Below are 24,768 nucleotides of genomic sequence, written 5' to 3' on the forward strand. Positions count from 1 at the left end.
GCACACCCCACATGCAGGCGCCCCAAAAAGGTGCAACCTTGGGAAACCTGGCAGATAGGCAGAAGCCAGTAATTACGCCGCCTGGGGCATTCTTTCCAGAGTTTAACCACAGACTTATCCACAGGTTAGTCATTATTTCCAGCGGCTCTTAATAACCGAACAAACCTGTTGACAAATCTTCGGGTCAGGCAAGCTAAAACCACTGATCGAAAAATAACCAACACGCTGGACAGCCCGTAAATAAAGGGCTACAGCCAACTACTCCCACGTTACCCACAGCCACCTCCACAGCAAACGGGGACAAGTCAAAATGATGACAAAACAGGGAATTACAGCGGCTTTATGTCGCGGTTTCACAGTGCTGAAATATTGTTTTCCACAATCTGGGGCGGAGGTTGTGCGGGAAGGAAATTGTCCGACAAAAGACATGCGGGAGCGGGCTTACTCGCGATGGCATCGACGCGGTACTTCAGAAAAACCGCAGCGATACCATCGCGGGCAAGCCCGCTCCCACAGAGAAGTGTGAAATGCCTGTTAATGCCCGCCCAAATAAGCGTTACGCACCTCCTCGTTACTCAGCAGTTCCTTACCGGTGCCGGTCAGGCGGATTTCACCATTGACCATAACGTAGGCTCGATCTGACAAGCGCAGGGCGTGGTTGGCGTTTTGCTCCACCAGAAAGATGGTCATACCCGTGCCAGCCAGTTCACGCAGGGTGGCAAAAATCTGCTTCACCACAATCGGCGCCAGCCCCAGACTCGGTTCATCCAGCAACAGCAGCTTGGGGCGGCTCATCAATGCGCGGGCAATGGCGAGCATTTGCTGCTCACCGCCCGACATGGTCATGGCCCGCTGATTGCGCCGTTCCTTGAGCCTTGGGAACAACTCGAACATGCGCTGCATGTCTTCGCCGGCATGCTTGTCGCCAATGGGGATGGTGCCCATCAGCAGGTTTTCTTCCACCGACATGTCCGGAAACACGCGGCGACCTTCAGGCGACTGGGCTATGCCATTGGAGGCGATGTAGTGCGAGGACTTGTGGGTAATGTCCACGCCCTGGTAGATGATTTGCCCGCCGCTGGCCCGGGGCTGGCCGAAGATCGACATCAACAGTGTGGACTTGCCCGCGCCGTTGGAGCCGATCAGGCTGACGGTTTCACCCTCTTCGATATGCATCGAGACTTTTTTCAGGGCCTGAATCGGCCCGTAGTGAACATCCAGTTCCTTGAGTTCGAGGATCGTGCCCGTCATATCAGCTCCTCTTCGTCTGCGCCAAGGTAGGCCGCGATCACTTTGGGGTCGTTGCGGATGGCCTCAGGCCCGCCTTCGGCAATCACGTTGCCGTGGTCGAGCACCACGATGTGATCGGAAATGCTCATGACCATGCCCATGTCGTGCTCGATCAGCACCACAGTCAGGTCGTGTTCGTCGCGCAGCAGGCGGATCATCCCGCTCAGCGCTTCGGTTTCCTGCGGGTTGAGGCCCGCCGCCGGTTCGTCGAGGCAGATGATTTGCGGTCGCGTACACATGGCCCGGGCAATCTCCAGGCGTCGCTGCTGGCCGTAGGACAACTCACCGGCCAGGCGGTTGGCACAGTCCACCAGGTCAACCACCTCCAGCCAGTAGAAAGCGTGGTCCAGCGCATCGCTTTCAGCCTTGCGATAGCCCTTGGTGTTGAGAATGCCGGCGAGCATGTTGCGATTGACCCACATATGCTGGGCCACCAGCAGGTTCTCCAGTACCGACATTTCCTTGAACAGGCGGATATTCTGAAAGGTGCGAGCCAGACCTGAGCGGTTGACCAGATGTGTACCGCCGAACATTTTGTAGTACAGACGACTGGCGAACGCCTTGGGCGATACAAAGTCAGTCAACCTGAACGGCTCGCCCAACAACTTGATGACGTTGGTGCGTGTGCCTCGGGCATTGAGTTCGATCTTGCCGCCGCTGGCCTTGTAGAACCCGGTCAGGCAGTTGAACACTGTGGTTTTGCCGGCACCGTTGGGGCCGATCAGGGCAAAGATCGAGTTGCGTTTGACCTTGAGGCTGACATCGCTCAGGGCCTTGATCCCGCCAAAGTGCATCATCAGTTTATCGACCGAGAGCACAACGTCGTCATTCAGAGTGGGTTCGTTCATGGCGCAACCCCCTTGCGTGGTGTAACCCCTACACGGCTGATGCGGATCAGGCCTCGCGGTCGCCAGATCATCATCAACACCATCAATACACCAAACAGCAGCACCCGGTATTCGGCAAAGCTGCGCAGCAGTTCAGGTGCCACGGTCAGTACGAACGCAGCGATCACCACACCCACCGTCGAGCCCATGCCGCCGAGCACCACAATGGCCAAGATCAAGGCCGACTCGAAGAAGGTAAACGAGGACGGGTTTACAAAACCCTGGTAGCTGGCAAAGAACACCCCGGCCAGGCCTGCAGTGGAAGCACCGATGGTGAACGCAGAGAGCTTGACCAGAACGTGATTGAGCCCCATTGAGCGGCAGGCGATTTCGTCCTCGCGCAGCGCTTCCCAGGCGCGGCCGATCGGCATGCGGGTCAGGCGGTGTTTGATGTACAGCACCAGCAGCACCACCAAAAACAGCACGATGTAGATAAACAGGAATTTGATATTGGGGTTGTAGTCCAGTCCGAAAAACTGGTGGAACGGCACCCCGCCCTCTTTGGCGACGCGGCCAAATTCCAGCCCGAAAAACGTCGGTGAAGGCACCGGCATACCGTTGGGCCCACCGGTAAACGACAGCCAGTTATTGAGGATCAGACGAATGATTTCACCAAAGCCCAGGGTCACGATGGCCAGGTAATCCCCATGCATTCTCAATACCGGAAACCCGAGAATGCACCCCGCCATCGCCGCCGCAATGGCCGCCAGCGGCAGCACCGACCAGAAGCCCAGCCCCAGGTACTGATAACCCAGCGCCAGGCCATAAGCACCAATGGCGTAGAAGGCCACGTACCCCAGATCAAGCAAGCCCGCCAACCCGACCACGATGTTCAGCCCAAGGCCGAGCAGCACGTAGATCAGGCCGAGGATGACCACGGTCAGGATGTATTTGTTGGCAAAAAACGGGAACACAATGGCAATCACGATCAGCAGCGGCACAATCCAGCGCAGCCGCGATTTGTAATCGGGTGGCAGCACGTGCACACCAGAACCGCTGGACTCAAAGCTCTGAAGGATCCTCAAACCTTTGGACGTTTGCAGGAACAGGCTCAAGACAAACCGCCCCACCATCACAATTGCCACCAGCCAGCCAACACGCGCTGGCTGCAGGTTAAAGCTATAGCCGTCGAGCACAACCCCCACGATCGGCCCGAACACAATCAATGAAATCAACCCGGCCAGGATCGAATCGACCACGCTTTTTTTGATATCAATCGGTTTATTAATGGCTGCAGACATACTTACACCTTCGCCACGAGAGGACGACCCAGCAGGCCTTGGGGACGGAAAATCAGAATCAGCACCAGCAGTGAGAAACTGAACACGTCCTTGTAATCCGAGTTAACCAACCCGGCAAAAAGTGACTCGGAAATACCCAGGATGATCCCGCCGAGCATGGCGCCAGGCAATGATCCAATCCCGCCGAGCACGGCAGCGGTGAACGCCTTGATGCCGATAATGAAGCCGGCATAAAAGTCGAACGTGCCGTAATTCATGGTGATCAGCACACCGGCCAGCGCGGCCATGGCAGCACCTATCACAAACACGTAGGAGATCACCCGATCGGTGTTAATCCCCAGGATCGAGGCCATCTTGCGGTCTTGCTGGGTGGCGCGGCACATGCGGCCCAGCTTGGTGTACTTGATGATGTAGGTCAGCAGGCCCATCCCCACAAAGGCCGCTATCAGAATGAAGACCTTGGTGTAGGTGAGTTGCACAAAACCGGTGCCAATATCCACGCGCCAGGAACCGCTCAGCAGGGTTGGAACCCCTTGTTGGCGTGAGCCCTGGGCAATTTGCACGTAGTTTTGCAGGATCAGGGAAATACCGATGGCGCTGATCAGCGGCGCCAGCCGTGTGGAGTTTCGCAGAGGTTTGTAAGCCACGCGCTCGATGACCCAGCCATACACGCCAGTCACCACAACGGTGAAAATCAAGGTACCCAACATCAGTAGCGGAAAGGATTCAATACCGAAGTATGCCAACAGAGCCAGACTGATCGCCGCGAGGTAAGCAGAGATCATGTACACCTCGCCGTGGGCGAAGTTGATCATGCCGATGATGCCGTAGACCATTGTGTAGCCGATGGCGATCAGGCCGTACACAGACCCAAGGGTCAGGCCGTTCAGCAGTTGCTGTAGGAAAATACCATCCATAACGCAATCTCACGCACTGGAGCCTTTGCGCAGACGCAAGCCATCCACGCCGTCAGAGGACAGCTTGGATGGCAGGGTGTGTGCGGCTCCTGGAAAAGAAGACAGGTGATGCAAATACACTCCCACCTGTTGCCCGCCGAAGCTGACACCAGGTGAGTGATTCATCTCACTTCTGTTTTTCCAGCTGGTGATATTTGCCGTCTTTGTCCCACTGATAAACCACGTAGTCAGAGACTTTCAGGTCGCCTTTACCGTCCCAGTTTTTTTCACCCATCACGGTTTTAACCGGATTGGCCTTGAGCCACTTGGCGGCGTCTTCGCCTTTGTTGGATTTGGCGCCATTAAAGGCGTCAGCCAGGGCCTGGATCGAAGCGTAGGCATACAGGGTGTAGCCTTCAGGTTCGGTGCCCGCTTTGCGGAACTCTTCAACTACCGCCTTGCTGTCCGGTAGCAGGCGCGGGTCGGCGCCAAAGGTCATGTACACGCCATCGACATACTGCGGGCCACCGGCAGTGGCCACCAGTTCGTCGGTCACGACGCCATCGTCCGACATGAATTTCACATCCTTGAGACCCGCTTCACGCAGTTGGCGGACCAGAGGACCGGCCTCTGGGTGCAGACCGCCGAAGTACACGACATCAGCACCGGCACCGCGGATTTTTGTAACCAGCGCGCTGAAGTCTTTTTCACCCCGGGTCAGGCCTTCTTCCAGGATGGGTTTCACGCCGCGCTTGGTCAGCTGTGCACTGGTGGCATCGGCCAGACCTTTACCGTAGGTGTCCTTGTCGTTGATGACCGCTACTTTCTTGCCCTTGAGCACGTCGACAATGTAGTCGCCTGCAACGATGCCTTGCTGGTCATCTCGTCCGCACATACGGAACACCGCATCCAGCCCGCGCTCAGTGACCTGCGGGTTGGTCGAGCCCGGCGTAATCATGATCACACCTGCATCGGCATACACCTCGGAGGCAGGAATCGTATTCGAGGAGCAGAAGTGACCGACTACACCGATTACTTTGTCCTGATCGACCAAGCGGTTGGCCACGGCTACGGCCTGCTTGGGTTCGCAGGCATCGTCGCCGGCAACCAGCTTGATCTTCTCGCCGTTGATCCCGCCCGCCTTGTTGATTGCATCCGCAGCCGCCTGCGCCCCCTTCATGTACTGCTCGCCAAATGCCGCGTTGGCACCCGTCATCGGGCCCGCTACACCGATTTTCAGATCAGCCTGAACAAACGTAGAAACGCCCAACGCAGTTGCCACGGCGAGGGCCAGAAAACCTTTCTTGTAGAACGTCTGCGACATGAGGTGGTGCTCCTGAGGTTTTATTAGATGGCACTTCGACTTCACCTAAAGCGCTGAGCAAGCCGCGTGCCATTGGCTTTTTATTCTTAAAAAAGTCGTTCTATTGTTGTTATGTCGACTGTTTCGAACCCATTTTTATTGGGCGTGCAACCGTCTAAACCGAGGAAGGTAAAACCGTTTATTTATGACAGGCGCCACCGACTGCAACAAACGTTGCAACCGGGTTGCCCTGCACCGTGCAACCATCCTGTAACCGGCTGCGTCACCGAACTGCACACTCTCGGTGCGTGACTGCTACAGGCCGCACCACTAAAGGCTAGCCGCTGCGTGGCCAAACGCAGCGCCGCTCGAGAAAAAACCGCGTCAGATCACAATTCTTAAACATTGACCAGCGTGATACAGCGAAAAGCCCGCTTCGTATAAACAACTGCGCAACCCCGTGCCAGATAGCGGGCGCATCGGTGCAAAAGGAATCGGCAGGGCCTTGGCATCTCCACTGCACAAATAATCGGCAAAGGCCTTGCCCACTACGCTGCCCGTGGTCACGCCGCGCCCGTTGTAGCCGGTGACTGCCACCAAACCGGGCGCCGGTTCAAATAATCGCATCAGGTGATCGGGAGTAAACGCGATGCAGCCGGTCCAGGTACATTCCCACTCCACCCCCTTGAGATAGGGAAAGTAGTGCTGCTGCACGCGGTCGGCCCAGGCCTTGAGAAACCACGCAGGCTTTTGATTGCCGTTGCCCAGGCTGCCGAGCAGTAAACGGCCGTCGGCATCGCGGCGGATGCTGCTCAAAACCTGGCGGGTATCCCACGACCCTTGGCCACCGGGCAGGATGCGCTCTGCGGTAGCGTCAGTCAGAGGTCTGGAGGCGACCTGGTAGTAGTAGCCAGGGAAAAAGTTACGTCGCAAGTCAGTCCATTCGCCTTCTGTGTAGGCATTGGACGCCAGCACCACCTGCTCGGCACTGACCGCGCCGTGGGCAGTTTGCACTGACCAGCGTGGGCCCTGACGTTCAAGCCCGGTCACCGGCGAGTGATCAAACAACTGTCCGCCCAGGCCACTGGCCGCCTTGGCCAGCCCCGAGGTATAGGCCATCGGGTTGAGGGTACCGGCGCGGCGATCAAGCAAGGCTGCAGCAATTTTGCTGGTGCCGGTGGCGGCTTCGCAGGCAGCGCCAGTGAGCAGCTCCACAGGCGCTCCTCGACGCTTCCATTGGGCTTCACGGCTGCGCAGATCGGCTTCGCCACGGGCGTTGTGGGCCATATGCAGCGTGCCTTCGCGACGCAACTGGCAGTCAATACGGTATTTGTCGATCAAGCTGAACACCAGCGCGGGGGCGGCGCCAAGCATGCGGTTCAACTGGCTACCGACCGCCTCGCCGAAACCGGCTTCGATGTCATCGGGCGGTATCCACATACCGGCATTGACCAATCCTACGTTACGCCCGGAGCCACCATGCCCGGTTCGGTGGGCTTCGAGCACGCAGACGCTTTTGCCCTGTTCGAGCAAATGGATAGCCGCAGACAAACCGGTGATGCCAGCACCGATCACACATACGTCGACGCTCAATTCGCCTTTAAAGGTTGGCGCTTGGGGGCGTTGGGGGGTGAGGGTTTCCCACAGACATTGTTCTTGTAAAGGCATTGCCAAGCTCCAGAAATGAAACCCAACCAGAATCAAAAGCCCCCCACCCTGGCCCTCTCCCTGAGGGAGAGGAGACTAAAGGCAAAAGCAGATCAACCCCCTCTCCCTCCGTGAGAGGGTTGGGGTGAGGGCTTGTATCACCTCAATCGAACGTAATCCCCTGCGCCAGCGGCAGCTCCAGCGAGTAATTCACGGTATTGGTCTGGCGGCGCATATACCCACGCCATGCATCTGACCCCGACTCGCGACCACCGCCCGTTTCTTTCTCACCGCCAAACGCGCCGCCGATTTCCGCACCGCTGGGGCCGATATTGACGTTGGCGATGCCGCAGTCACTGCCCGTGGCAGACATAAATTGCTCTGCCTCGCGCACGTCGGTGGTGAAGATGCACGACGACAGGCCCTGGGGTACGGCGTTGTTCAGGCGCAAGGCCTCGGCAAAGTCGCTGTAACCGACCACATACAAAATCGGTGCGAAGGTCTCGCTGCACACCACGTCGCTCTGCTCGGGCATCTCAACAATGGCCGGGGCCACGTAGTAAGCGCCGGGGTACTGGCCGGCCAATTGGCGTTCGCCACCGAACACACGCCCGCCCTCGCTCAGGGCCTGCTCCAGGGCGTCGCGCATGTTTTCAAAGCTGTTCTTGTCGATCAGCGGCCCCACCAGGTTACCTTCGAGCGGGTGGCCAATACGCACTTTGGAATAGGCGGCCTTGAGCCGGGTGACGATTTCGTCCTTGACCGATTCATGGGCGATCAGGCGGCGCAGGCTGGTGCAACGCTGGCCCGCAGTACCCACGGCACTGAACAGGATGGCGCGTACGGCCATGTCCAGATCGGCGCTTGGCGCCAGGATCATCGCGTTGTTGCCGCCCAGCTCCAGAATGCTGCGGGCAAAGCGCGCGGCGATCTTGGGCGCCACTTCGCGGCCCATGCGTGTGCTGCCGGTGGCGCTGATCAGCGCTACGCGCGGGTCATCCACCAGGGCCTCGCCGGCTTCACGGCCACCAATCACCACTTGGGCCAAATACTTGGGCGCGTCGGCAAATGAGTGCAGGACCCGGTCAAACAAAGCCTGGCAAGCCAGCGCAGTCAGCGGGGTTTTTTCGGACGGTTTCCAGATCACCGCGTTGCCACACACCAGCGCCAGGGTGGTATTCCATGCCCAAACCGCTACCGGAAAATTGAAGGCGCTGATCACGCCCACCACCCCCAGCGGGTGCCAGGTTTCCCGCATATGGTGGCCCGGACGTTCCGAGGCAATGGTCAAACCATAGAGCTGACGCGACAGGCCGACAGCAAAGTCGCAAATATCGATCATTTCCTGCACTTCGCCCAACCCTTCCTGGGTGATCTTGCCCGCCTCCCATGACACCAGCTCGCCCAGATCGGCCTTGTACTCACGCAGCAAATCGCCGAACTGGCGCACCAGTTCCCCACGACGCGGGGCAGGCACTTTGCGCCAGGCCTCGAAGGCGTGCTCGGCACGGGTCACGTGCTGCTCGGCCTCGGCGGCACCTTCCCAGTGCACGGCGCCAATCTGGCTGCCATCAATCGGCGTGTACACCGGCTGCGTGCCCTGCTGATAAAGCGCGGGGTTCACACCAAGACGATCCAGTAATGCGGCAACCATTGAAGGCACTCCTTGAGCTGAAAAATGATTCACAGGTCTTTAGTTGTAGCTGGCCCGCATCGCGGCAACAAACGACCTTTAAGCGAGATATCATTCCGAAAATTCATGCTGCGCTGGTAACGTTGCCTTACAACAAGAATCCGGGGCCTTTTATGCTCAACAAGCGCCATTTACCTTCGATCACGGCGTTGCAGTGTTTTGAAGCCGTGACCCGTCACCTGAGCTTCACCCGCGCCGCCGAAGAGCTGAACCTGACCCAGAGCGCCGTCAGCAAACAGGTTGCGCAGCTTGAGGAGCTGTTGCAGCACTTGCTGTTTCGCCGGGTACGGCGTCGCTTGCAACTGACGCCAGCGGGCGATCTGTATCTGGTAGAAGTCCGAAAAATCCTGACCCAGGTCGAGATGTCGACCCACACCCTGCGCTCCTATGGCGGCGAAACGGAAGTGCTGCGGGTCTCCACTCCTTCCACGTTTGGCGCCCGCTGGCTGGTGCCGCGCCTCAAGGGTTGGGGCATACGCCATCCGCATATCCATCTGGACCTGTGCAACGAGCAGCAAGGCGACGACCTGCTGCAAGGGCGCAGCGACCTGGCGTTTTACTTCGGTCAGGGCTCACGGCCCGGCACCGAAAGCCTGAAGTTGTTTGGCGAAGAGCTTGTCGCCGTGTGCGCGCCGTCGAGCCTGCCAGTTGCACCACTGACCGACCCGACCCAACTCACAGGCCTGGTGTTGCTGCAGAACGCTTCGCGGCCACAGGCCTGGCACGAATGGTTTGAGTGCCAGGGCTTTCGCACCGACCACAGCTATCACGGGCCGCGTTTTGACACCTTTTACATGTGCATCCGCGCGGCGCAGGTGGGCTGCGGTGTCGCCTTGCTGCCGAAATTTCTGGTGGAGGAAGAGCTGGCTGACGGCAAGCTGGTCATTGCCTGGCAGCAGCCGATGCCGAGTCGCGATGCCTATTACCTGGCGTACCCTGAACATTCGGCTGGCGTGCCCAAGGTAAAGGCATTCGTGAGCTGGATAATGGAGCAGCTGGATGCGCTCCCGCGAGGCACAAACAGTGCCGAATCACAAAAACCGCTGGCAAAACCGCCTGCGGATATGCGCCACTAGCGCCATTCATTGAAAAAGCTGAACGCCGTGGCTTTCCGGCACGGGCAGCATGGAGATTGCCGCTATGAGCGAGAGTGTGTTTGCCGATCGCATCGTGCAGAACCTGCTCGACACCGACTTCTACAAATTGACCATGATGCAGGCGGTGCTGCACAACTACCCCAACGTCGAAGTCGAGTGGGAATTCCGCTGCCGCAACAGCGAGGATTTGCGCCCGTACCTGAACGAAATTCGCCACCAGATCGAACGCCTGTGCGAACTGAGCATGACTCAGGACCAGTTGGGTTTTCTGGAACGCATTACGTTTATGAAGCCCGATTTCATACGCTTTTTGGGGCTGTTTCGCTTCAATATGCGCTACGTACACACCGGCATCGAAAATGGCGAGCTGGTTATTCGCCTGCGCGGGCCGTGGCTGCATGTGATCTTGTTTGAAGTGCCATTGCTGGCGATTGTCAGCGAAGTGCGCAACCGTTCGCGCTATGCAGGCACAGTACTGTCCCAGGCCCGGGAGCAGCTGTATCGCAAGTTCGACTGGTTGCAGGCCAATGCCAGTGCCGACGAATTGTCCGAGCTGCAAGTCGCTGATTTCGGCACCCGCCGACGCTTTTCATACCGTGTGCAGGAAGAAGTCGTCAGTGTGCTCAAGCATGACTTCCCCGGGCGTTTTGTCGGCACCAGCAACGTCAACTTGTCCCGTGAACTGGACATGAAACCGCTGGGCACCATGGCCCACGAATGGATCATGGCGCACCAGCAACTGGGCCCCCGACTGATCGACAGCCAGAGCGCTGCGCTTGACTGCTGGGTACGCGAATACCGTGGCCTGCTGGGGATTGCCCTGACGGACTGCATCACCACCGATGCCTTCCTGAAAGATTTCGACCTGTACTTTGCCAAGCTCTTCGACGGCTTGCGCCACGACTCGGGCGACCCGGTGGTATGGGCCGAAAAATGCATAGCCCATTACCACAAGCTGGGCATTGACCCGATGAGCAAGACCCTGGTGTTCTCCGACAGCCTGACCCTGCCCCGGGCCCTGGAGATTTTCCGGGCGCTGCGCGGCAGGATCAACGTCAGCTTCGGTATCGGGACTAACCTGACCTGCGACATTCCGGGGGTTGAGCCAATGAGCATCGTGCTTAAAATGACCGCCTGTAATGGCTCGCCAGTGGCCAAGATTTCCGATGAGCCGGGCAAGACCCATTGCTCCGACCCTAATTTCGCCGCCTACTTGCGCCACGTTTTCCAAGTTCCTGAACAGTCCCACAAGGAGTGAATCATGCAGGCCGTACAGCGTCAGATTGCTGCAGACCTCAAGGTCCAGCCGCCATTCAAAGACATCGCAGCCCTTGAGGCCGAGGTCGCCCGGCGCATCACCTTCATTCAGTGCTGCCTGCACAATGCCAGGCTCAAGACCCTGGTACTGGGCATCAGCGGCGGGGTCGACTCACTGACCGCAGGCCTGATGGCACAACGTGCCGTGCAGCAATTGCGCGAGCAAACCGGCGACCAGGCCTATCGCTTTATTGCCGTGCGCCTGCCTTACGGCGTGCAGCATGACGAAGCCGACGCCACGGCTGCGGTCGACTTTATCAATCCGGACGAGCGCCAAACCGTAAACATCGGCCCGGCGGTCAAGGCCCTTGCGGCTGAAGTGACTGCGTTTGAAGGTAGGCCTGCCGCCACCGTGGACTTTGTACTGGGCAACACCAAGGCGCGGATGCGTATGGTGGCCCAATACACCATCGCCGGAGCGACTGGTGGCCTGGTGATAGGCACTGACCATGCCGCCGAGGCGGTGATGGGCTTCTTCACCAAATTCGGCGACGGCTCCTGCGACCTGGCACCGCTCAGCGGGCTGGTGAAAAATCAGGTACGGGCCATTGCTCGGCATTTTGGAGCCCCGGAATCGCTGGTGGAAAAAGTCCCGACTGCCGACCTCGAAGACCTGGAACCGGGCAAGCCGGACGAAGCGTCTCACGGCGTGACCTATGCCGAGATCGATGCCTTTTTGCATGGCGAGCCGGTGAGCGAAGAAGCGTTCAGGATCATCAGCAGTACGTACGAAAAAACCCATCACAAGCGTGAGATGCCGTTCGCCCCTTGAGCCTGTGGATACCTTGACCCTCACCCCAACCCTCTCCCGGAGGGAGAGGGAGCAGACCGCACGCGGTTTCAAGAACACCATCAATCCGTCCCCTCTCCCTCCGGGAGAGGCGTGGTGAGGGGCTTTTTCCTACCCGGAAAAAACGGAATGAACCCTGCAATTTTTTTCGCTTGTGGCCACAACGGCCAAAGGCTTTGATAGACGTCTATTTCGTCGCCAGAGCCCTGCCCCATGTCTTCTTTCGATGGTTTGTTCTCCCTTGTCGGTTCATTGCTCGGCCAACCGGCATCTGCCTGGTTGCGCGAGCATGTCGAAGTGCCCGAAGGGCTGCTGCGCTTCAACTGGCATGAGCAGGCGGTGCACAGGGTGTGGCTCGCCGAAGCCCTGAACCTGTGCCTGCTGCACAAGCTGGTGGAAGCCGTACCTGAAGGTCGGCGCTATGTCGAAGAACAGGCACAGAATGGGCGCAAGGTGGTGTTTGACCACGGCGCCATCCGCACGGTCGACTGGCCCGTAAACGGCGAACTACCACGCGGTCGTCAGGCATTTTCCCGCTTGCTTGAGCCGCTGGGCTTTACCGATGTACGAACCTACCCCCTGACCAAGCTGAACATGACCGGCTGGGGCTACCGGCAAATGGACTTGCCTGAGGACATCGCCCAGTTCTTTGTCTCGGAACTGCACCCCGGCCGCTTCAGCGAGGCCTTTCAACAGGCCGTCAGCCGCGTGGTCGGTTCCAGCCTTGACCCGTTGTCGGCCCAACACCACAGTATCCTCAAGACTCTGAGCCTCACCCGCCATTGCAGCCTGAGCCAGGCGCAGACCCTGCTGCCAGCGCTGTACCGGGCATTCGGCCGGCAACATGGCGTGGTACAGGAAGCGGACTACCACTGCCTGCTCGCTGAAAGTGCCGAGATGGCCTGGATCGCCACAGAGGGCAACAGTTTCAACCACCTGACCGACCGGGTTGCCGACCTCGAAGCATGCGTCGCACAACAGCGTGATCTGCAACGCCCGATGAAAGACAGCATCGAAGTGTCGGCTTCCGGCCGCGTGATGCAGACCGCCTATCGCGCCTGCACAGTCAGCCGCGGCCTGGTCGATAGCGCGGGGGTGTACCGCGAGCACGCGGTGCCGGGTTCGTTTGTGGAGTTTATCCAGCGCAAGGCCGACCCCGACACCGGCCGCATCGACCTGAACTTCGACAGCAGCAACGCCCAGGGCATTTTCAAGATGACCGACTCAAAAGCCTGACCCTGAACGCAAACAGCCCTGACACAAGGTCAGGGCTGCTGGTCAGCTTGCGCGGTCTTATTTAAGAACCACAGCGCCTTTCATCATCGAGTTGTGGCCCGGGAAGGTGCAGAAGAATTCATATTCTTCGCCCGCTTTCAGCTTGGCCACGTCGAAGGTCACCGAGTCTTTCTCACCGGCGCCGATCACTTTGGTGTGGGCGATAACGCGCTCGTCACCGTCCTTGAGGTAGTTTTTATCCAGGCCGGCAGCGATACCGTCGGTGGAAACTGCCTGCATGTCTGCCTTTTTGCTCAACACCCAGTTATGGCCCATGACGTTTTTCGGCAGGTTGCCGGAGTGCGTCAGGTTAACTGTGAAGGTCTTGCAGGATTTGTCGATGACGATCTCTTTGGTGTTGTAAGACATCTGGTCAGTCGAATCGACAGTCACAGCACACTCAGCCGCCAGCAAATGGCCGCTGGCGAGGGTCAAAAGGGATACCGCAACAACTTTGGCAAACATGGTCTATCTCCAAGGCAGGGTATGGAAAGCAAAAATCTGTATACAGATTGCCTGAAAATTGTATCGATTCATATGATCTACGTCATGATCTATCGCCACGATCGAAACAATCCGTCCGAAAAATGGCTTTCAGGCTTATAACCTTAGGTCATCGTTTTGAATTTTGGGGGAATAAGTAACCAGATTTAATCCACAACCGGCTTTTGCGTGGGTGTAGAGTCGTGTTTTTAGCGCAAAGTGCAACCTTGCAAAAACCCAGCTAACGGCTAAGCACTAATACAGGGCAGAATACGCGCCGCTCAACCTCACCTTCGACCCCAAGAGGATCGCCCATGGCCAAACCAAACTATAACTTCGCTAAGCGTCAAAGAGACTTGGCTAAAGAGCAGAAGAAAGAGGAAAAAGCTGCCCGCAAGAAAGCGGCTGCTGAAGGTGGCATCGTAGACACCGAACTGGAACACGAAGTCGACAGCGAAAATGAAGGCGCCGCAGAAGATACCGGCGCACCGGAAGACAAAGCACCAACCGCTTGACCCCCTCGGCCCGGTTATCCACAACCCGGCCCACAGGATCTGTGATCAGGATCAGCAGCCCGCCTGCTGATCCTCGCAGTTAGCCTGAACGCCCTCAGACGCTCCAAACCTCATTCCCTTACCGCGCGACAGCAAACAGCCTACAAACCCGTGGCAGGCTTCTCAGCGCGCAGAAAGCACAACGCCAGCCCGAAGGCTGGCGTTGGTATCTTGTGGGAGCGGGCTTGCTCGCGATGCAAACAGCGCGGTGTATCAGATTGACCGCGGTGATCCCATCGCGAGCAAGCCCGCTCCCACAATGCCGTGATTTATTTAGCGCGGCACTACCGGCTTGCGGGCCGGACGCTGGCTCTTGCCGCCCTTGGCTGCTTCCTGGCGCTCCTTGGCGGCCTGCTTGTTGCGGGCAAACGCAGCAGCCTTGGCCTGTTCACGCTTGTCCCACGGGTTACCACCATCACTGGCACGCGGCGGCAGGCCGGTGTGCTGGGTAAGGATCTTGGTGGTCTTCTCACCAGCCACCTTGTGGCTGCCGGCAGGTGTCGAGTTTTTGCGACGCGCACTCTGGTAGCTGTCGGTTGCAGGCTGATGCAACGGGATCAGTTGATCCTTGCCTGAACCGATGAGGTCGGCACGGCCCATGCGGGTCAGCGCCTCACGCAGCATCGGCCAGCCTTTCGGGTCGTGGTAGCGCAGGAACGCCTTGTGTAGACGGCGCTGCTCTTCGCTTTTGACGATGGTCACCGAATCGCTCTTGTACGTGACCTTGCGCAGCGGGTTCTTGCCCGAGTGGTACATCGCGGTGGCGGTGGCCATCGGCGACGGGTAGAACGCCTGCACCTGGTCGGCACGGAAACCGTTGGTCTTGAGCCAGATCGCCAGGTTCATCATGTCTTCATCTTTGGTGCCCGGGTGGGCCGCAATGAAGTACGGGATCAGGTACTGCTCTTTGCCTGCTTCCTTGGTGTACTTCTCGAACATGCGCTTGAACTTGTCATAGCTGCCAATGCCCGGCTTCATCATCTGGTTGAGCGGACCTTCCTCGGTGTGTTCCGGGGCGATCTTCAGGTAACCACCTACGTGGTGGGTTACCAGTTCCTTCACGTATTCCGGGGACTCGACGGCAAGGTCGTAGCGCAGACCGGAAGCGATCAGGATTTTCTTCACGCCCGGCAAGGCACGCGCACTGCGGTACAGCTGAATCAGCGACGAGTGGTCAGTGTTCAGGTTCGGGCAGATGCCCGGGAATACGCAGGACGGCTTGCGGCACGCGGATTCGATTTCCGGCGTTTTGCAGGCAATGCGATACATGTTCGCAGTCGGGCCGCCGAGGTCGGAAATAACGCCGGTGAAACCCGGAACCTTGTCGCGGATCTCTTCGATTTCGCGAATGATCGACTCTTCGGAGCGGTTCTGGATGATGCGGCCTTCGTGCTCGGTAATCGAGCAGAAGGTGCAACCACCAAAGCAGCCACGCATGATGTTCACCGAGAAGCGGATCATGTCGTAGGCCGGGATTTTTTCCTTGCCGTACGCAGGATGGGGAATACGTGCGTAAGGCATGCCAAACACGTAGTCCATTTCTTCAGTGGTCATAGGGATCGGTGGCGGGTTGAACCACACATCCACTTCGCCGTGCTTTTGCACCAGCGCACGGGCGTTGCCCGGGTTGGTTTCAAGGTGCAACACGCGGTTGGCGTGGGCATAAAGCACTGCATCCCCACGCACTTTCTCGACGGAAGGCAAGCGGATAACCGTCTTGTCGCGGGTCATGCGCGGGCTGGCCAGGATTTGCACGACCTTGGCTTCGTTCGGATCTTCAACCGGGCCCTTTTCCTGCTCGATGGCGCAGGCCTGGGTGTCCTGGGTGTTGACGTACGGGTTGATGATCTTGTCGACCTTGCCCGGACGGTCAATACGGGTTGAATCGACTTCATACCAGTCTTTAGGCGTATCGCGGCGAATGAACGCGGTACCGCGCACATCGGTAATGTCTTCAATCTTGTGGCCGTAGGACAGACGCTGGGCCACTTCAACAATGGCGCGCTCGGCGTTGCCGTACAGCAGGATGTCGGCGCAGGCGTCGATCAGGATCGAGTTGCGGACACGGTCCTGCCAGTAATCGTAATGCGCGATACGGCGCAGGGACGCTTCGATGCCGCCGAGGACAATCGGCACATTCTTGTAGGCTTCTTTACAACGCTGGCTGTACACCAGGCTGGCGCGATCCGGACGTTTTCCAGCCATGCCACCAGGGGTGTAGGCGTCATCGGAACGGATCTTTTTGTCGGCGGTGTAGCGGTTGATCATCGAGTCCATGTTGCCGGCGGCAACGCCGAAGAACAGGTTTGGCTCGCCCAGCTTCATGAAGTCGTCTTTGGACTGCCAGTTCGGCTGCGCAATGATGCCCACACGGAAACCCTGGGACTCCAGCAAACGACCAATGATGGCCATGCCGAACGAAGGATGATCGACATAGGCATCACCGGTCACGATGATGATGTCGCATGAATCCCAGCCAAGCTGATCCATCTCCTCCCTGCTCATTGGCAGGAATGGTGCTGGGCCGAAACATTCGGCCCAGTACTTCGGATAGTCAAATAGAGGCTTGGCTGATTGCATGTCGATGACCGGTGTTGAGTGCAAAAAAGGGGGCGCGGCATTTACTAAGAAATTCGCGGGCGCGGAATATAGCACAAAAAATGACCAATTCCGACGGCGATGGTCGGAATTGATGGGTACAGGCATATTGTCTGTGGGAGCGAGCTTGCTCGCGATTCAGGCGGCGCGGTCTATCTGATTGACCGCGTCAATTCTATCGCTGGCAGGCCAACTCCCACAGAAGCCGGACAGGTTAATCGTCGTCGAAGTTGTAGCTGCCCGGCGCCAGGTTTTCAAAGCGCGTGTATTTACCGATAAACGCCAGGCGCGTCGTCCCGATAGGGCCGTTACGCTGCTTGCCGATGATGATCTCGGCAATACCTTTGTGCTCGGTCTCGGGGTGGTACACCTCGTCGCGATACACGAACATGATGACGTCGGCATCCTGCTCGATGGCTCCGGACTCACGCAAGTCGGAGTTGATCGGGCGCTTGTTGGGGCGCTGCTCAAGGGAGCGGTTGAGCTGCGACAACGCCACTACCGGGCAGTTGAATTCCTTGGCCAGCGCCTTGAGGGATCGGGAGATTTCGGAAATTTCATTGGTCCGGTTGTCACCGCCCGAACCCGGGATCTGCATCAATTGCAGGTAGTCGATCATGATCAGGCCGATATCGCCGTGCTCACGTACCAGTCGTCGGGTACGGGCGCGCATTTCCGATGGGCTGATGCCAGCCGTATCGTCGATAAACAGCTTGCGGTCGTTGAGCAGGTTGACCGCCGACGTCAGGCGCGGCCAATCGTCGTCTTCAAGGCGACCGGCCCGGACCTTGGTCTGGTCGATACGCCCAAGCGACGACAGCATACGCATGATCAGCGATTCACCTGGCATCTCGAGGGAGTAAACCAGTACCGCTTTTTCGCTGCGCAACACTGCGTTTTCAACGAGGTTCATCGCAAAGGTGGTTTTACCCATCGATGGACGACCCGCCACGATGATCAGGTCGGCAGGCTGCAGGCCGCTGGTCATGCCGTCCAGGTCGGTGTAGCCGGTGGACAGGCCGGTGATGGCGTTGTCGGTATTGAACAGCGTGTCGATACGGTCGATGGCTTTGGTCAACAGATCGTTGACGCTCACCGGGCCGCCGGTTTTTGGCCGGGCCTCGGCAATCGCGAAGATCTGGCGCTCGGCCTCGTCGAGAATTTCGGCAGCATTGCGGCCTTCAGGGTTGAAGGCACTGTCGGCGATCTCGGTGCTGATGCCGATCAACTGGCGCAAGGTCGCGCGCTCGCGAACGATCTGCGCATAGGCCTTGATGTTGGCGACCGACGGCGTGTTTTTTGCCAGCTCACCGAGGTAACCCAGACCACCCACTTGCGACGTCTGACCTTCCTTGTCCAATTGCTCGGCAAGGGTCACGACGTCGATCGGCGAGTTCTGGTCCGCCAATTTGGCAATGGCGCGGAAGATCAGGCGATGGTCATGTCGATAGAAATCACCGTCCGAGACCTGATCCAGCACGCGTTCCCAGGCGTTGTTATCCAGCATCAAACCACCGAGCACAGCCTGTTCGGCCTCGATGGAGTGCGGAGGCACCTTCAGGGCTGCGGTTTGTAGATCGTATTGCTCAGGAGCGGAGATATCGTTCATGGCCACTTGGAATAGGTATGAAAAATCAGAAACTGCAGAAAGACAAAGGGCACGACCTGTAAACAGGATCGTGCCCGATGTTAACCGTCCAGCACACAAGGTGCCAGTCAGTTAAGACTGCTTAAGCAGCTACCACAACAACGCGTACGGTTGCTTCAACTTCGGCGTGCAGGTGCACAGCCACGTCGAATTCGCCAACGTTGCGGATAGTGCCGTTCGGCAGACGAACTTCGCTTTTAGCAACTTCAACGCCCGAGGCGGTCAGTGCATCAGCGATGTCGTGAGTGCCGATCGAGCCGAACAGCTTGCCTTCGTCGCCAGCGGTGGCAGTGATAGTCACTTCCAGCTCAGCCAGTTGGGCAGCGCGTGTTTCAGCCGAAGCTTTTTTGTCTGCAGCAGCTTGTTCCAGCTCAGCACGACGCTCTTCAAACGCAGCCAGGTTGGCAGCGGTTGCAGCGGTAGCTTTGCCGTACGGCAGCAGGTAGTTACGACCGTAACCGGCCTTAACATTTACTTTGTCGCCCAGGTTGCCCAGGTTCGCGACTTTTTCCAGAAGGATCAGTTGCATGTGAAAATCCTCTTAACTTTTAACCTTCACCGTCCGCAGAGTCTTTATCGGTGCCTTTGGGCGCCAGACGTCCGCGAAAATCAATCAGGCTGTCGACAATGGCCAAAACCACGAGCAACGGATAGATCAGCTGCATAAACAGCAACAGCGTGACGTACAACCCCACCAGCCAAAACTTGGCCAGTCGCTTTTGCGCCACCAGCCCGTGAATCAGGGCCAGCCCGGCGAAGAACAACGCTACGCTGCACAACGGCGTAAGCATGGCCATTTCGGGACCGAAGTTCGGCCCTACAAGCATGCACGCCAGCAATACGAGCGCTGGTCCCAGCGGTAGGCGGATGCTGCGAAATTCGCTGGCAAAACCACCCGGATTATACAACAACGCCTGCCAGTAACGCCCAAGCATCAGGCTAAGCACGCTGACGACCTGCATCAAAGCTGCAATCAAACCGGTAAGGACGGGTGCAATCAGTGCTCCAAGGCGCGCTCGCTCTACGTCGGACAACTTGTCGTAGAGACCATTGAGGACCTGCGGCAGAAGTTTTTCCAACTCCTGCGCCATCGCACCAATGGGTTCGCGGAAAACCGTACCCAAGATCACGCCATACACCACACCCAACGCTACGCTGACCAGCAGCACGCGATTCCAGGACTGACCGGCGCGTAACATCAACGCCAGCCCCAGGGTTCCCAGCAGCACCATAAGGGTGCGAGGTTCCCCGATAAACCACCAGACCAAGGCCGGCAGTAACGCCCATGAGAGGATGCTCAACGCATCTCTCGGACCGCGCCGCAGAAGCACAAGGCACCCTGCAGCAGCACTCAACCAGAACAAGAACGGCAATGCCGCACATCCGGCCACGATTAACGTGGCCTGCACACGGCCTCGCATGATGAACTCAGCTAAGGCGCGCATGCTTTCAATCCTTTACTACTTGTCGACTGCCCGGTCTCAGCGGCCGTGGCTGTCGGTGTAGGCCAGCAGGGCCAGGAAGCGGGCGCGCTTGATAGCGGTGGCCAGCTGACGCTGATAACGAGCTTTAGTACCGGTGATGCGGCTTGGAACAATTTTGCCGGTCTCGGATACGTAAGCTTTCAGAGTGTTGAGATCCTTGTAATCGATCTCTTTCACTTCTTCTGCGGTGAAGCGGCAGAATTTACGACGACGGAAGAAACGTGCCATGTAATTGGCTCCTCAAAAGGTCCGTGGATTACTCGTCAGCGTTATCGCTGGCGTCGCTGTTATCGCTGTCATCGCCATCGGCGCTGTCAGAATGCTCAGGACGGTCACGACGCTCACGGCGCTCACTGCGGTTCTCTTCAGCCTTGAGCATCTCGGACTGGCCAGTTACGGCTTCGTCGCGACGGATGACCAGGTTACGGATCACAGCATCGTTGTAACGGAAGTTGTCTTCCAGCTCAGCCAGGGCTTTGCCAGTGCACTCAACGTTCAGCATCACGTAGTGAGCCTTGTGAACATTGTTGATTGCGTAGGCCAGTTGACGACGGCCCCAATCTTCCAGACGGTGGATTTTGCCGCCGTCTTCTTCGATCAGCTTGGTGTAACGCTCTACCATGCCGCCGACTTGTTCGCTTTGATCCGGGTGGACCAAAAAGATGATTTCGTAATGACGCATGAATGCTCCTTACGGGTTGTAGCCTGCCGCTAACTAAAAAGCGGTCAGACAAGGAGTGAATGACACTTGTGTGTCTTGCCTAGAGAGGCACATATGCGCCCGCCATGACGGCAAGGGGCGCAATTGTAGAGAAGGGACAACGGGCGCGCAAGGCAATTGGTGATTATTTGAACAATCCCGACCACTCACACACAAATACAACTGTGGGAGCCAGCCTGCTGGCGAAGTAGGCAACGCGACCTGCCAGACAGACCGTGTCGATACCTTCGCCAGCAGGCTGGCTCCCACAGGGGTGTTGCTTACTTCTTCTTCGAAGACGTCTTGGCCTTGACGCTACGCTGACGCTGAGCTTCGAACAGACAAACGCCTGTCGCTACCGAAACGTTCAGACTGCTGACACTGCCAGCCATCGGCAGGTTAACCAGGTAGTCGCAATGCTCACGGGTCAGACGACGCATGCCCTTGCCTTCTGCACCCATGATCAGGATGGTTGGACCGGTCAGGTCCTGATCATAAATGCTGACTTCCGCTTCACCGGCCGTGCCGACAACCCACAAGCCGCGCTGCTGGAGCTTTTCCAGGGTGCGCGCCAGGTTAGTCACAGCCACCAACGGAATAACTTCCGCTGCGCCACAGGCTACTTTTCGTACAGTCGGCGTCAATGTTGCAGACTTGTCCTTCGGCACGATTACAGCCAGCGCACCGGCGGCATCCGCCGAACGCAAGCAAGCACCCAGGTTGTGAGGATCGGTCACGCCGTCCAGCACCAGCAGCAACGGTGCACCTTCGGTGCGATCGAGCAGCTCGTCGAGCATGGCTTCGCCCCAGACCTGGCTCGGACTAACGTCCGCCACCACACCCTGGTGCACGCCTTCTACCCAGACGTCCATTTCACGACGCTCGGCCTGGCCAACCGCCACACGGTTTTCGTTGGCCAGTTCGATCAGCGTTTGTACCCGCGGATCACTGCGGCCTTCTGCCAGCCATACCTGCTTGACGCGCTTGGGATGGTGACGCAGCAATGCTTCTACGGCATGCACGCCGTAGATTTTTTCCAGACTCATGACTTGGCCTTAGGTTTGCGCGCCCCGCCGCTTTTGGCGGCTGGAGCGGTGCCCGATTTTGGCGGGCCTTTACGATGTTTGCTCGGCTTGGAAGGCTTGCCCGCATCTTTTGCAGGCGCCCCCCTACTCGACTTTCCCGGCTCCGATGTCCGACCGCCGCTTTTCGATTCGGCCAACAGCGCCTGTTTCAATTCACGGCTTTTGCGCAGCTCGGCGTTATTGGCCGCCGCGTCCCCAGGACGGTAAGTCTCATCGGACGACTTTTTCACCGCCTTGGCTGGCGCACTGCGGCGCGCTGCCGGGGCAGGCTCAACCGGCTTTTCAGTAGGCTTGGTGCCCGACTTGCCAGCATTTTTGGCTTTCGGCGCATCAGCAGTGCGATTTTTACGACCAATCGGCGCACTGAGGGTTTTTTCCGCCATTTCGAAGTCGATCTTGCGCTCGTCGAGATCGACGCGCATGACCCGCACTTCAACGGTATCGCCCAAGCGGAAGCTGCGACCGGTGCGCTCGCCCGCCAGGCGGTGATGCACAGGATCAAAGTGGTAGTAATCGCCCGGCAAGGCAGTTACGTGAACCAGACCTTCAACATAGATATCGGTCAGCTCCACAAACAGGCCAAAACCGGTCACTGCCGTCACAACACCCGGGAACGACTCGCCTACACGATCCTTCATGAACTCGCACTTGAGCCAGTTGGTCACGTCGCGGGTGGCTTCGTCGGCACGGCGCTCACTCATCGAGCACTGCTCACCGAGCTGCTCAAGGATCGCTTCGTCGTACGGATAAATCCGCGCTTTCGGAATGGTCATCGCGCCAGCACGGCGAACGTGCGGGGTATCCATTTTGGAATGGATCACGCTACGGATCGCACGGTGCGTCAACAGGTCCGGGTAGCGGCGAATCGGCGAGGTGAAGTGGGTGTAGGCTTCATAATTCAGGCCGAAGTGGCCCTGGTTATCAGAGCTGTACACCGCCTGGCTCAGCGAACGCAGCATTACGGTCTGGATCAGATGGAAGTCCGGACGATCCTTGATGCTGGCCAGCAATGCCTGGTAATCCTTCGGCGACGGACCGTCTTTGCCCTTGTGCAGGCTCAGACCCAGCTCACCGAGGAACGCACGCAGTTTTTCCAGACGCTCCGGCGGCGGACCATCGTGAACACGATACAGCGCAGGAATCTCGTGCTTCTTGAGGAACTCGGCGGTGGCCACGTTGGCCGCCAGCATGCACTCTTCGATCAGCTTGTGCGCATCGTTACGGGTGGTTGGGCGAATGTCGGCGATTTTGCGATCGGAACCGAAGATGATCCGGGTTTCCTGGGTCTCAAAATCAATCGCGCCACGGGTATGACGAGCGGTCAGCAGCACCTTGTACAGCGAGTAAAGCTGCTTGAGGTGCGGCACTACATCAGCATATTCGCTGCGCAGCTGCTTGGCTTCGCTGGTTTTCGGCTGCTCCAGAATAGTGCTGACCTTGTTGTAGGTCAGACGTGCCTGGGAGTGGATCACCGCCTCGTAGAACTGGTAGTCGGTCATTTCGCCGGTTTTGGAGATGGTCATCTCACAAACCATGGCCAAACGGTCGACTTTCGGGTTCAGGGAGCACAGACCGTTGGACAGCTGCTCAGGCAGCATCGGGATCACGCGCTCAGGGAAGTAAACCGAGTTGCCGCGAACCTGGGCTTCGGCATCCAGGGCCGAACCGATTTTCACGTAGCTGGAAACGTCGGCAATCGCCACGTACAACTTCCAGCCGCCTGAGAACAGACGCAGCTTGCCAGGCTTGGCTTCGCAGAATACGGCGTCATCGAAGTCGCGGGCATCTTCGCCGTCAATGGTAACGAACGGCAGATGACGCAGGTCGATGCGCTTCTCTTTGTCTTTTTCTTCGACTTCCGGCTTCAGACGGCTTGCTTCCTTAAGGACAGCTTCCGGCCAGACATGGGGAATGTCGTAAGTACGCAGGGCAATATCGATTTCCATGCCTGGAGCCATGTAGTTGCCTACAACCTCCAGTACATCGCCTTGCGGCTGGAAACGTGGCGTCGGCCAGTGAGTGATCTTCACTTCGACGAACTGTCCGACTTTTGCGCCAGCGTTGCGACCCGGGGTCACCAGCACTTCCTGCTGGATCTTCGGGTTGTCGGCCACTACGAAGCCAATGCCGCCTTCTTCAAAGTAGCGACCCACGATGGTTTCGTGAGCACGAGAGACCACTTCGACGATCACGCCTTCGCGACGACCACGGCGGTCCAGCCCCGAAACACGGGCCAGCGCGCGATCACCATCAAACACCAGACGCATTTGCGCCGGGCTCATGAACAGGTCGTCGCTGCCGTCATCCGGGATCAGAAAGCCGAAGCCATCGCGGTGACCACTGATGCGACCGAGAATCAGGTCGAGCTTGTCCACCGGCGCGTAAGTGCCACGGCGGGTGTAAATCAGCTGGGCATCACGCTCCATCGCACGCAGGCGACGGCGCAAGGCCTCGATTTGGTCTTCTGTAGTCAGACCGAACTCTTCCACCAACTGTTCACGAGCAGCAGGCGAGCCACGCTCGGCCAGGTGCTGAAGGATCAGTTCGCGGCTAGGGATAGGGTTTTCGTATTTTTCCGCTTCACGTGCGGCCTCGGGATCGAGGGTCTGCCAATCGGCCATTAGATAGTTTTCACCTTGTCTATATGCGGGTTAGTTTGGCATACGCGTATTGAAACGGGAAATTTCAGGCACTCACCGGGCCTTAATAGTCCTTTCTGACGCGCTTTGCCGCTGTCGACCAACCGTTCGCGAAATATTTTCACTATTTTTAAACACAAC

22 protein-coding genes are annotated in these 24,768 nt (G+C 58.1%); 5 read left to right on the forward strand and 17 right to left on the reverse strand.

Features of this window, described 5'->3' with window-relative positions:
- Window positions 1-534 precede the first annotated feature (534 nt).
- From CJU81_RS00600 to amaB, 8 genes are all read right to left on the reverse strand, one after another.
- The gene (locus tag CJU81_RS00600; protein WP_095030466.1) at window positions 535-1,251 is read right to left on the reverse strand and encodes an ABC transporter ATP-binding protein; all 717 of its coding nucleotides are present in this window, start codon (window positions 1,249-1,251) and stop codon (window positions 535-537) included.
- Window positions 1,248-2,138: an ABC transporter ATP-binding protein gene (locus CJU81_RS00605; RefSeq protein WP_176464774.1), complete on the reverse strand. Its 891-nt coding sequence runs from the start codon at window positions 2,136-2,138 to the stop codon at window positions 1,248-1,250. The genes CJU81_RS00600 and CJU81_RS00605 overlap by 4 nt, the downstream gene beginning before the upstream one ends.
- A complete protein-coding gene (gene livM, locus CJU81_RS00610; protein WP_016783331.1) occupies window positions 2,135-3,418 on the reverse strand; it encodes a high-affinity branched-chain amino acid ABC transporter permease LivM in 1,284 nt (427 codons plus the stop codon). Before livM ends, CJU81_RS00605 begins: the two co-directional genes overlap by 4 nt.
- 2 nt (window positions 3,419-3,420) lie before the next feature.
- The gene (locus tag CJU81_RS00615; protein WP_048360308.1) at window positions 3,421-4,335 is read right to left on the reverse strand and encodes an ABC transporter permease subunit; all 915 of its coding nucleotides are present in this window, start codon (window positions 4,333-4,335) and stop codon (window positions 3,421-3,423) included.
- Window positions 4,336-4,344: 9 nt separating this feature from the next.
- The gene (locus CJU81_RS23995; RefSeq protein WP_176464775.1) at window positions 4,345-4,500 is read right to left on the reverse strand and encodes a hypothetical protein; all 156 of its coding nucleotides are present in this window, start codon (window positions 4,498-4,500) and stop codon (window positions 4,345-4,347) included.
- Window position 4,501: 1 nt separating this feature from the next.
- Window positions 4,502-5,638 carry a branched-chain amino acid ABC transporter substrate-binding protein gene (locus CJU81_RS00620; RefSeq protein ID WP_095030463.1) on the reverse strand — a complete coding sequence of 379 codons (1,137 nt, stop codon included), beginning with the start codon at window positions 5,636-5,638 and terminating at the stop codon, window positions 4,502-4,504.
- Window positions 5,639-6,001: 363 nt separating this feature from the next.
- A complete protein-coding gene (gene amaA, locus CJU81_RS00625; RefSeq protein WP_095030462.1) occupies window positions 6,002-7,285 on the reverse strand; it encodes an L-pipecolate oxidase in 1,284 nt (427 codons plus the stop codon).
- 142 nt (window positions 7,286-7,427) lie between these two features.
- On the reverse strand, window positions 7,428-8,918 hold the full coding sequence (gene amaB / locus CJU81_RS00630; RefSeq protein WP_095035103.1) for an L-piperidine-6-carboxylate dehydrogenase: 1,491 nt from the start codon (window positions 8,916-8,918) through the stop codon (window positions 7,428-7,430).
- A gap of 152 nt (window positions 8,919-9,070) precedes the next feature.
- On the opposite strand from amaB, the gene CJU81_RS00635 reads away from it, so the two are divergent.
- From CJU81_RS00635 to CJU81_RS00650, 4 genes are all read left to right on the forward strand, one after another.
- The gene (locus CJU81_RS00635; protein ID WP_254924737.1) at window positions 9,071-10,033 is read left to right on the forward strand and encodes a LysR family transcriptional regulator; all 963 of its coding nucleotides are present in this window, start codon (window positions 9,071-9,073) and stop codon (window positions 10,031-10,033) included.
- Window positions 10,034-10,097: 64 nt separating this feature from the next.
- Window positions 10,098-11,312 (forward strand): nicotinate phosphoribosyltransferase, encoded by a 1,215-nt coding sequence (gene pncB, locus CJU81_RS00640; protein ID WP_095035104.1) that lies wholly within the window; start codon window positions 10,098-10,100, stop codon window positions 11,310-11,312.
- Between the two features lie 3 nt (window positions 11,313-11,315).
- Complete coding sequence (gene nadE / locus CJU81_RS00645; RefSeq protein ID WP_095035105.1) at window positions 11,316-12,143, forward strand: ammonia-dependent NAD(+) synthetase; 828 nt, start codon at window positions 11,316-11,318, stop codon at window positions 12,141-12,143.
- 231 nt (window positions 12,144-12,374) lie between these two features.
- Window positions 12,375-13,397 carry a DUF1338 domain-containing protein gene (locus tag CJU81_RS00650; protein WP_095035106.1) on the forward strand — a complete coding sequence of 341 codons (1,023 nt, stop codon included), beginning with the start codon at window positions 12,375-12,377 and terminating at the stop codon, window positions 13,395-13,397.
- A gap of 57 nt (window positions 13,398-13,454) precedes the next feature.
- On the opposite strand, the gene azu is transcribed toward CJU81_RS00650, so the two are convergent.
- Complete coding sequence (gene azu, locus CJU81_RS00655; RefSeq protein ID WP_016783322.1) at window positions 13,455-13,901, reverse strand: azurin; 447 nt, start codon at window positions 13,899-13,901, stop codon at window positions 13,455-13,457.
- A gap of 332 nt (window positions 13,902-14,233) precedes the next feature.
- On the opposite strand from azu, the gene CJU81_RS00660 reads away from it, so the two are divergent.
- The gene (locus CJU81_RS00660) at window positions 14,234-14,434 is read left to right on the forward strand and encodes a hypothetical protein (RefSeq protein ID WP_095035107.1); all 201 of its coding nucleotides are present in this window, start codon (window positions 14,234-14,236) and stop codon (window positions 14,432-14,434) included.
- Window positions 14,435-14,746: 312 nt separating this feature from the next.
- Here CJU81_RS00660 and CJU81_RS00665 read toward each other — a convergent pair whose 3' ends face one another.
- The 8 genes from CJU81_RS00665 to rnr form a co-directional block, all read right to left on the reverse strand.
- Window positions 14,747-17,053 (reverse strand): YgiQ family radical SAM protein, encoded by a 2,307-nt coding sequence (locus CJU81_RS00665; RefSeq protein WP_095035108.1) that lies wholly within the window; start codon window positions 17,051-17,053, stop codon window positions 14,747-14,749.
- A gap of 232 nt (window positions 17,054-17,285) precedes the next feature.
- Window positions 17,286-18,680, reverse strand: a complete 1,395-nt coding sequence (dnaB, locus tag CJU81_RS00675) for a replicative DNA helicase (protein ID WP_095035110.1) — start codon at window positions 18,678-18,680, stop codon at window positions 17,286-17,288.
- 121 nt (window positions 18,681-18,801) lie between these two features.
- The gene (rplI, locus tag CJU81_RS00680) at window positions 18,802-19,248 is read right to left on the reverse strand and encodes a 50S ribosomal protein L9 (RefSeq protein WP_003439047.1); all 447 of its coding nucleotides are present in this window, start codon (window positions 19,246-19,248) and stop codon (window positions 18,802-18,804) included.
- 19 nt (window positions 19,249-19,267) lie between these two features.
- Entirely contained in the window at window positions 19,268-20,164 is an 897-nt protein-coding gene (locus tag CJU81_RS00685) for a hypothetical protein (protein WP_095035111.1), read from the reverse strand.
- A gap of 36 nt (window positions 20,165-20,200) precedes the next feature.
- The gene (rpsR, locus tag CJU81_RS00690; protein ID WP_003171373.1) at window positions 20,201-20,431 is read right to left on the reverse strand and encodes a 30S ribosomal protein S18; all 231 of its coding nucleotides are present in this window, start codon (window positions 20,429-20,431) and stop codon (window positions 20,201-20,203) included.
- Between the two features lie 28 nt (window positions 20,432-20,459).
- Window positions 20,460-20,885 carry a 30S ribosomal protein S6 gene (gene rpsF / locus CJU81_RS00695; protein WP_003439045.1) on the reverse strand — a complete coding sequence of 142 codons (426 nt, stop codon included), beginning with the start codon at window positions 20,883-20,885 and terminating at the stop codon, window positions 20,460-20,462.
- Window positions 20,886-21,184: 299 nt separating this feature from the next.
- Window positions 21,185-21,949 carry a 23S rRNA (guanosine(2251)-2'-O)-methyltransferase RlmB gene (gene rlmB, locus CJU81_RS00700; RefSeq protein WP_095035112.1) on the reverse strand — a complete coding sequence of 255 codons (765 nt, stop codon included), beginning with the start codon at window positions 21,947-21,949 and terminating at the stop codon, window positions 21,185-21,187.
- Entirely contained in the window at window positions 21,946-24,609 is a 2,664-nt protein-coding gene (gene rnr / locus CJU81_RS00705) for a ribonuclease R (protein WP_095035113.1), read from the reverse strand. The genes rlmB and rnr overlap by 4 nt, the downstream gene beginning before the upstream one ends.
- Window positions 24,610-24,768: the final 159 nt, after the last annotated feature.

Source organism: Pseudomonas fragi (assembly GCF_002269505.1).
Classification (GTDB): Bacteria; Pseudomonadota; Gammaproteobacteria; order Pseudomonadales; family Pseudomonadaceae; genus Aquipseudomonas; species Aquipseudomonas fragi_D.

What these genes read in the sequence shown, in the direction of transcription:
- CJU81_RS00600 (WP_095030466.1), bottom strand. Translation starts at nt 1,251, where the DNA reads ATGACGGGCACGATCCTCGAACTCAAGGAACTGGATGTTCACTACGGG.
- CJU81_RS00605 (WP_176464774.1), bottom strand. Translation starts at nt 2,138, where the DNA reads ATGAACGAACCCACTCTGAATGACGACGTTGTGCTCTCGGTCGATAAA.
- livM (WP_016783331.1), bottom strand. Translation starts at nt 3,418, where the DNA reads ATGTCTGCAGCCATTAATAAACCGATTGATATCAAAAAAAGCGTGGTC.
- CJU81_RS00615 (WP_048360308.1), bottom strand. Translation starts at nt 4,335, where the DNA reads ATGGATGGTATTTTCCTACAGCAACTGCTGAACGGCCTGACCCTTGGG.
- CJU81_RS23995 (WP_176464775.1), bottom strand. Translation starts at nt 4,500, where the DNA reads ATGAATCACTCACCTGGTGTCAGCTTCGGCGGGCAACAGGTGGGAGTG.
- CJU81_RS00620 (WP_095030463.1), bottom strand. Translation starts at nt 5,638, where the DNA reads ATGTCGCAGACGTTCTACAAGAAAGGTTTTCTGGCCCTCGCCGTGGCA.
- amaA (WP_095030462.1), bottom strand. Translation starts at nt 7,285, where the DNA reads ATGCCTTTACAAGAACAATGTCTGTGGGAAACCCTCACCCCCCAACGC.
- amaB (WP_095035103.1), bottom strand. Translation starts at nt 8,918, where the DNA reads ATGGTTGCCGCATTACTGGATCGTCTTGGTGTGAACCCCGCGCTTTAT.
- CJU81_RS00635 (WP_254924737.1), top strand. Translation starts at nt 9,071, where the DNA reads ATGCTCAACAAGCGCCATTTACCTTCGATCACGGCGTTGCAGTGTTTT.
- pncB (WP_095035104.1), top strand. Translation starts at nt 10,098, where the DNA reads ATGAGCGAGAGTGTGTTTGCCGATCGCATCGTGCAGAACCTGCTCGAC.
- nadE (WP_095035105.1), top strand. Translation starts at nt 11,316, where the DNA reads ATGCAGGCCGTACAGCGTCAGATTGCTGCAGACCTCAAGGTCCAGCCG.
- CJU81_RS00650 (WP_095035106.1), top strand. Translation starts at nt 12,375, where the DNA reads ATGTCTTCTTTCGATGGTTTGTTCTCCCTTGTCGGTTCATTGCTCGGC.
- azu (WP_016783322.1), bottom strand. Translation starts at nt 13,901, where the DNA reads ATGTTTGCCAAAGTTGTTGCGGTATCCCTTTTGACCCTCGCCAGCGGC.
- CJU81_RS00660 (WP_095035107.1), top strand. Translation starts at nt 14,234, where the DNA reads ATGGCCAAACCAAACTATAACTTCGCTAAGCGTCAAAGAGACTTGGCT.
- CJU81_RS00665 (WP_095035108.1), bottom strand. Translation starts at nt 17,053, where the DNA reads ATGCAATCAGCCAAGCCTCTATTTGACTATCCGAAGTACTGGGCCGAA.
- dnaB (WP_095035110.1), bottom strand. Translation starts at nt 18,680, where the DNA reads ATGAACGATATCTCCGCTCCTGAGCAATACGATCTACAAACCGCAGCC.
- rplI (WP_003439047.1), bottom strand. Translation starts at nt 19,248, where the DNA reads ATGCAACTGATCCTTCTGGAAAAAGTCGCGAACCTGGGCAACCTGGGC.
- CJU81_RS00685 (WP_095035111.1), bottom strand. Translation starts at nt 20,164, where the DNA reads ATGCGCGCCTTAGCTGAGTTCATCATGCGAGGCCGTGTGCAGGCCACG.
- rpsR (WP_003171373.1), bottom strand. Translation starts at nt 20,431, where the DNA reads ATGGCACGTTTCTTCCGTCGTCGTAAATTCTGCCGCTTCACCGCAGAA.
- rpsF (WP_003439045.1), bottom strand. Translation starts at nt 20,885, where the DNA reads ATGCGTCATTACGAAATCATCTTTTTGGTCCACCCGGATCAAAGCGAA.
- rlmB (WP_095035112.1), bottom strand. Translation starts at nt 21,949, where the DNA reads ATGAGTCTGGAAAAAATCTACGGCGTGCATGCCGTAGAAGCATTGCTG.
- rnr (WP_095035113.1), bottom strand. Translation starts at nt 24,609, where the DNA reads ATGGCCGATTGGCAGACCCTCGATCCCGAGGCCGCACGTGAAGCGGAA.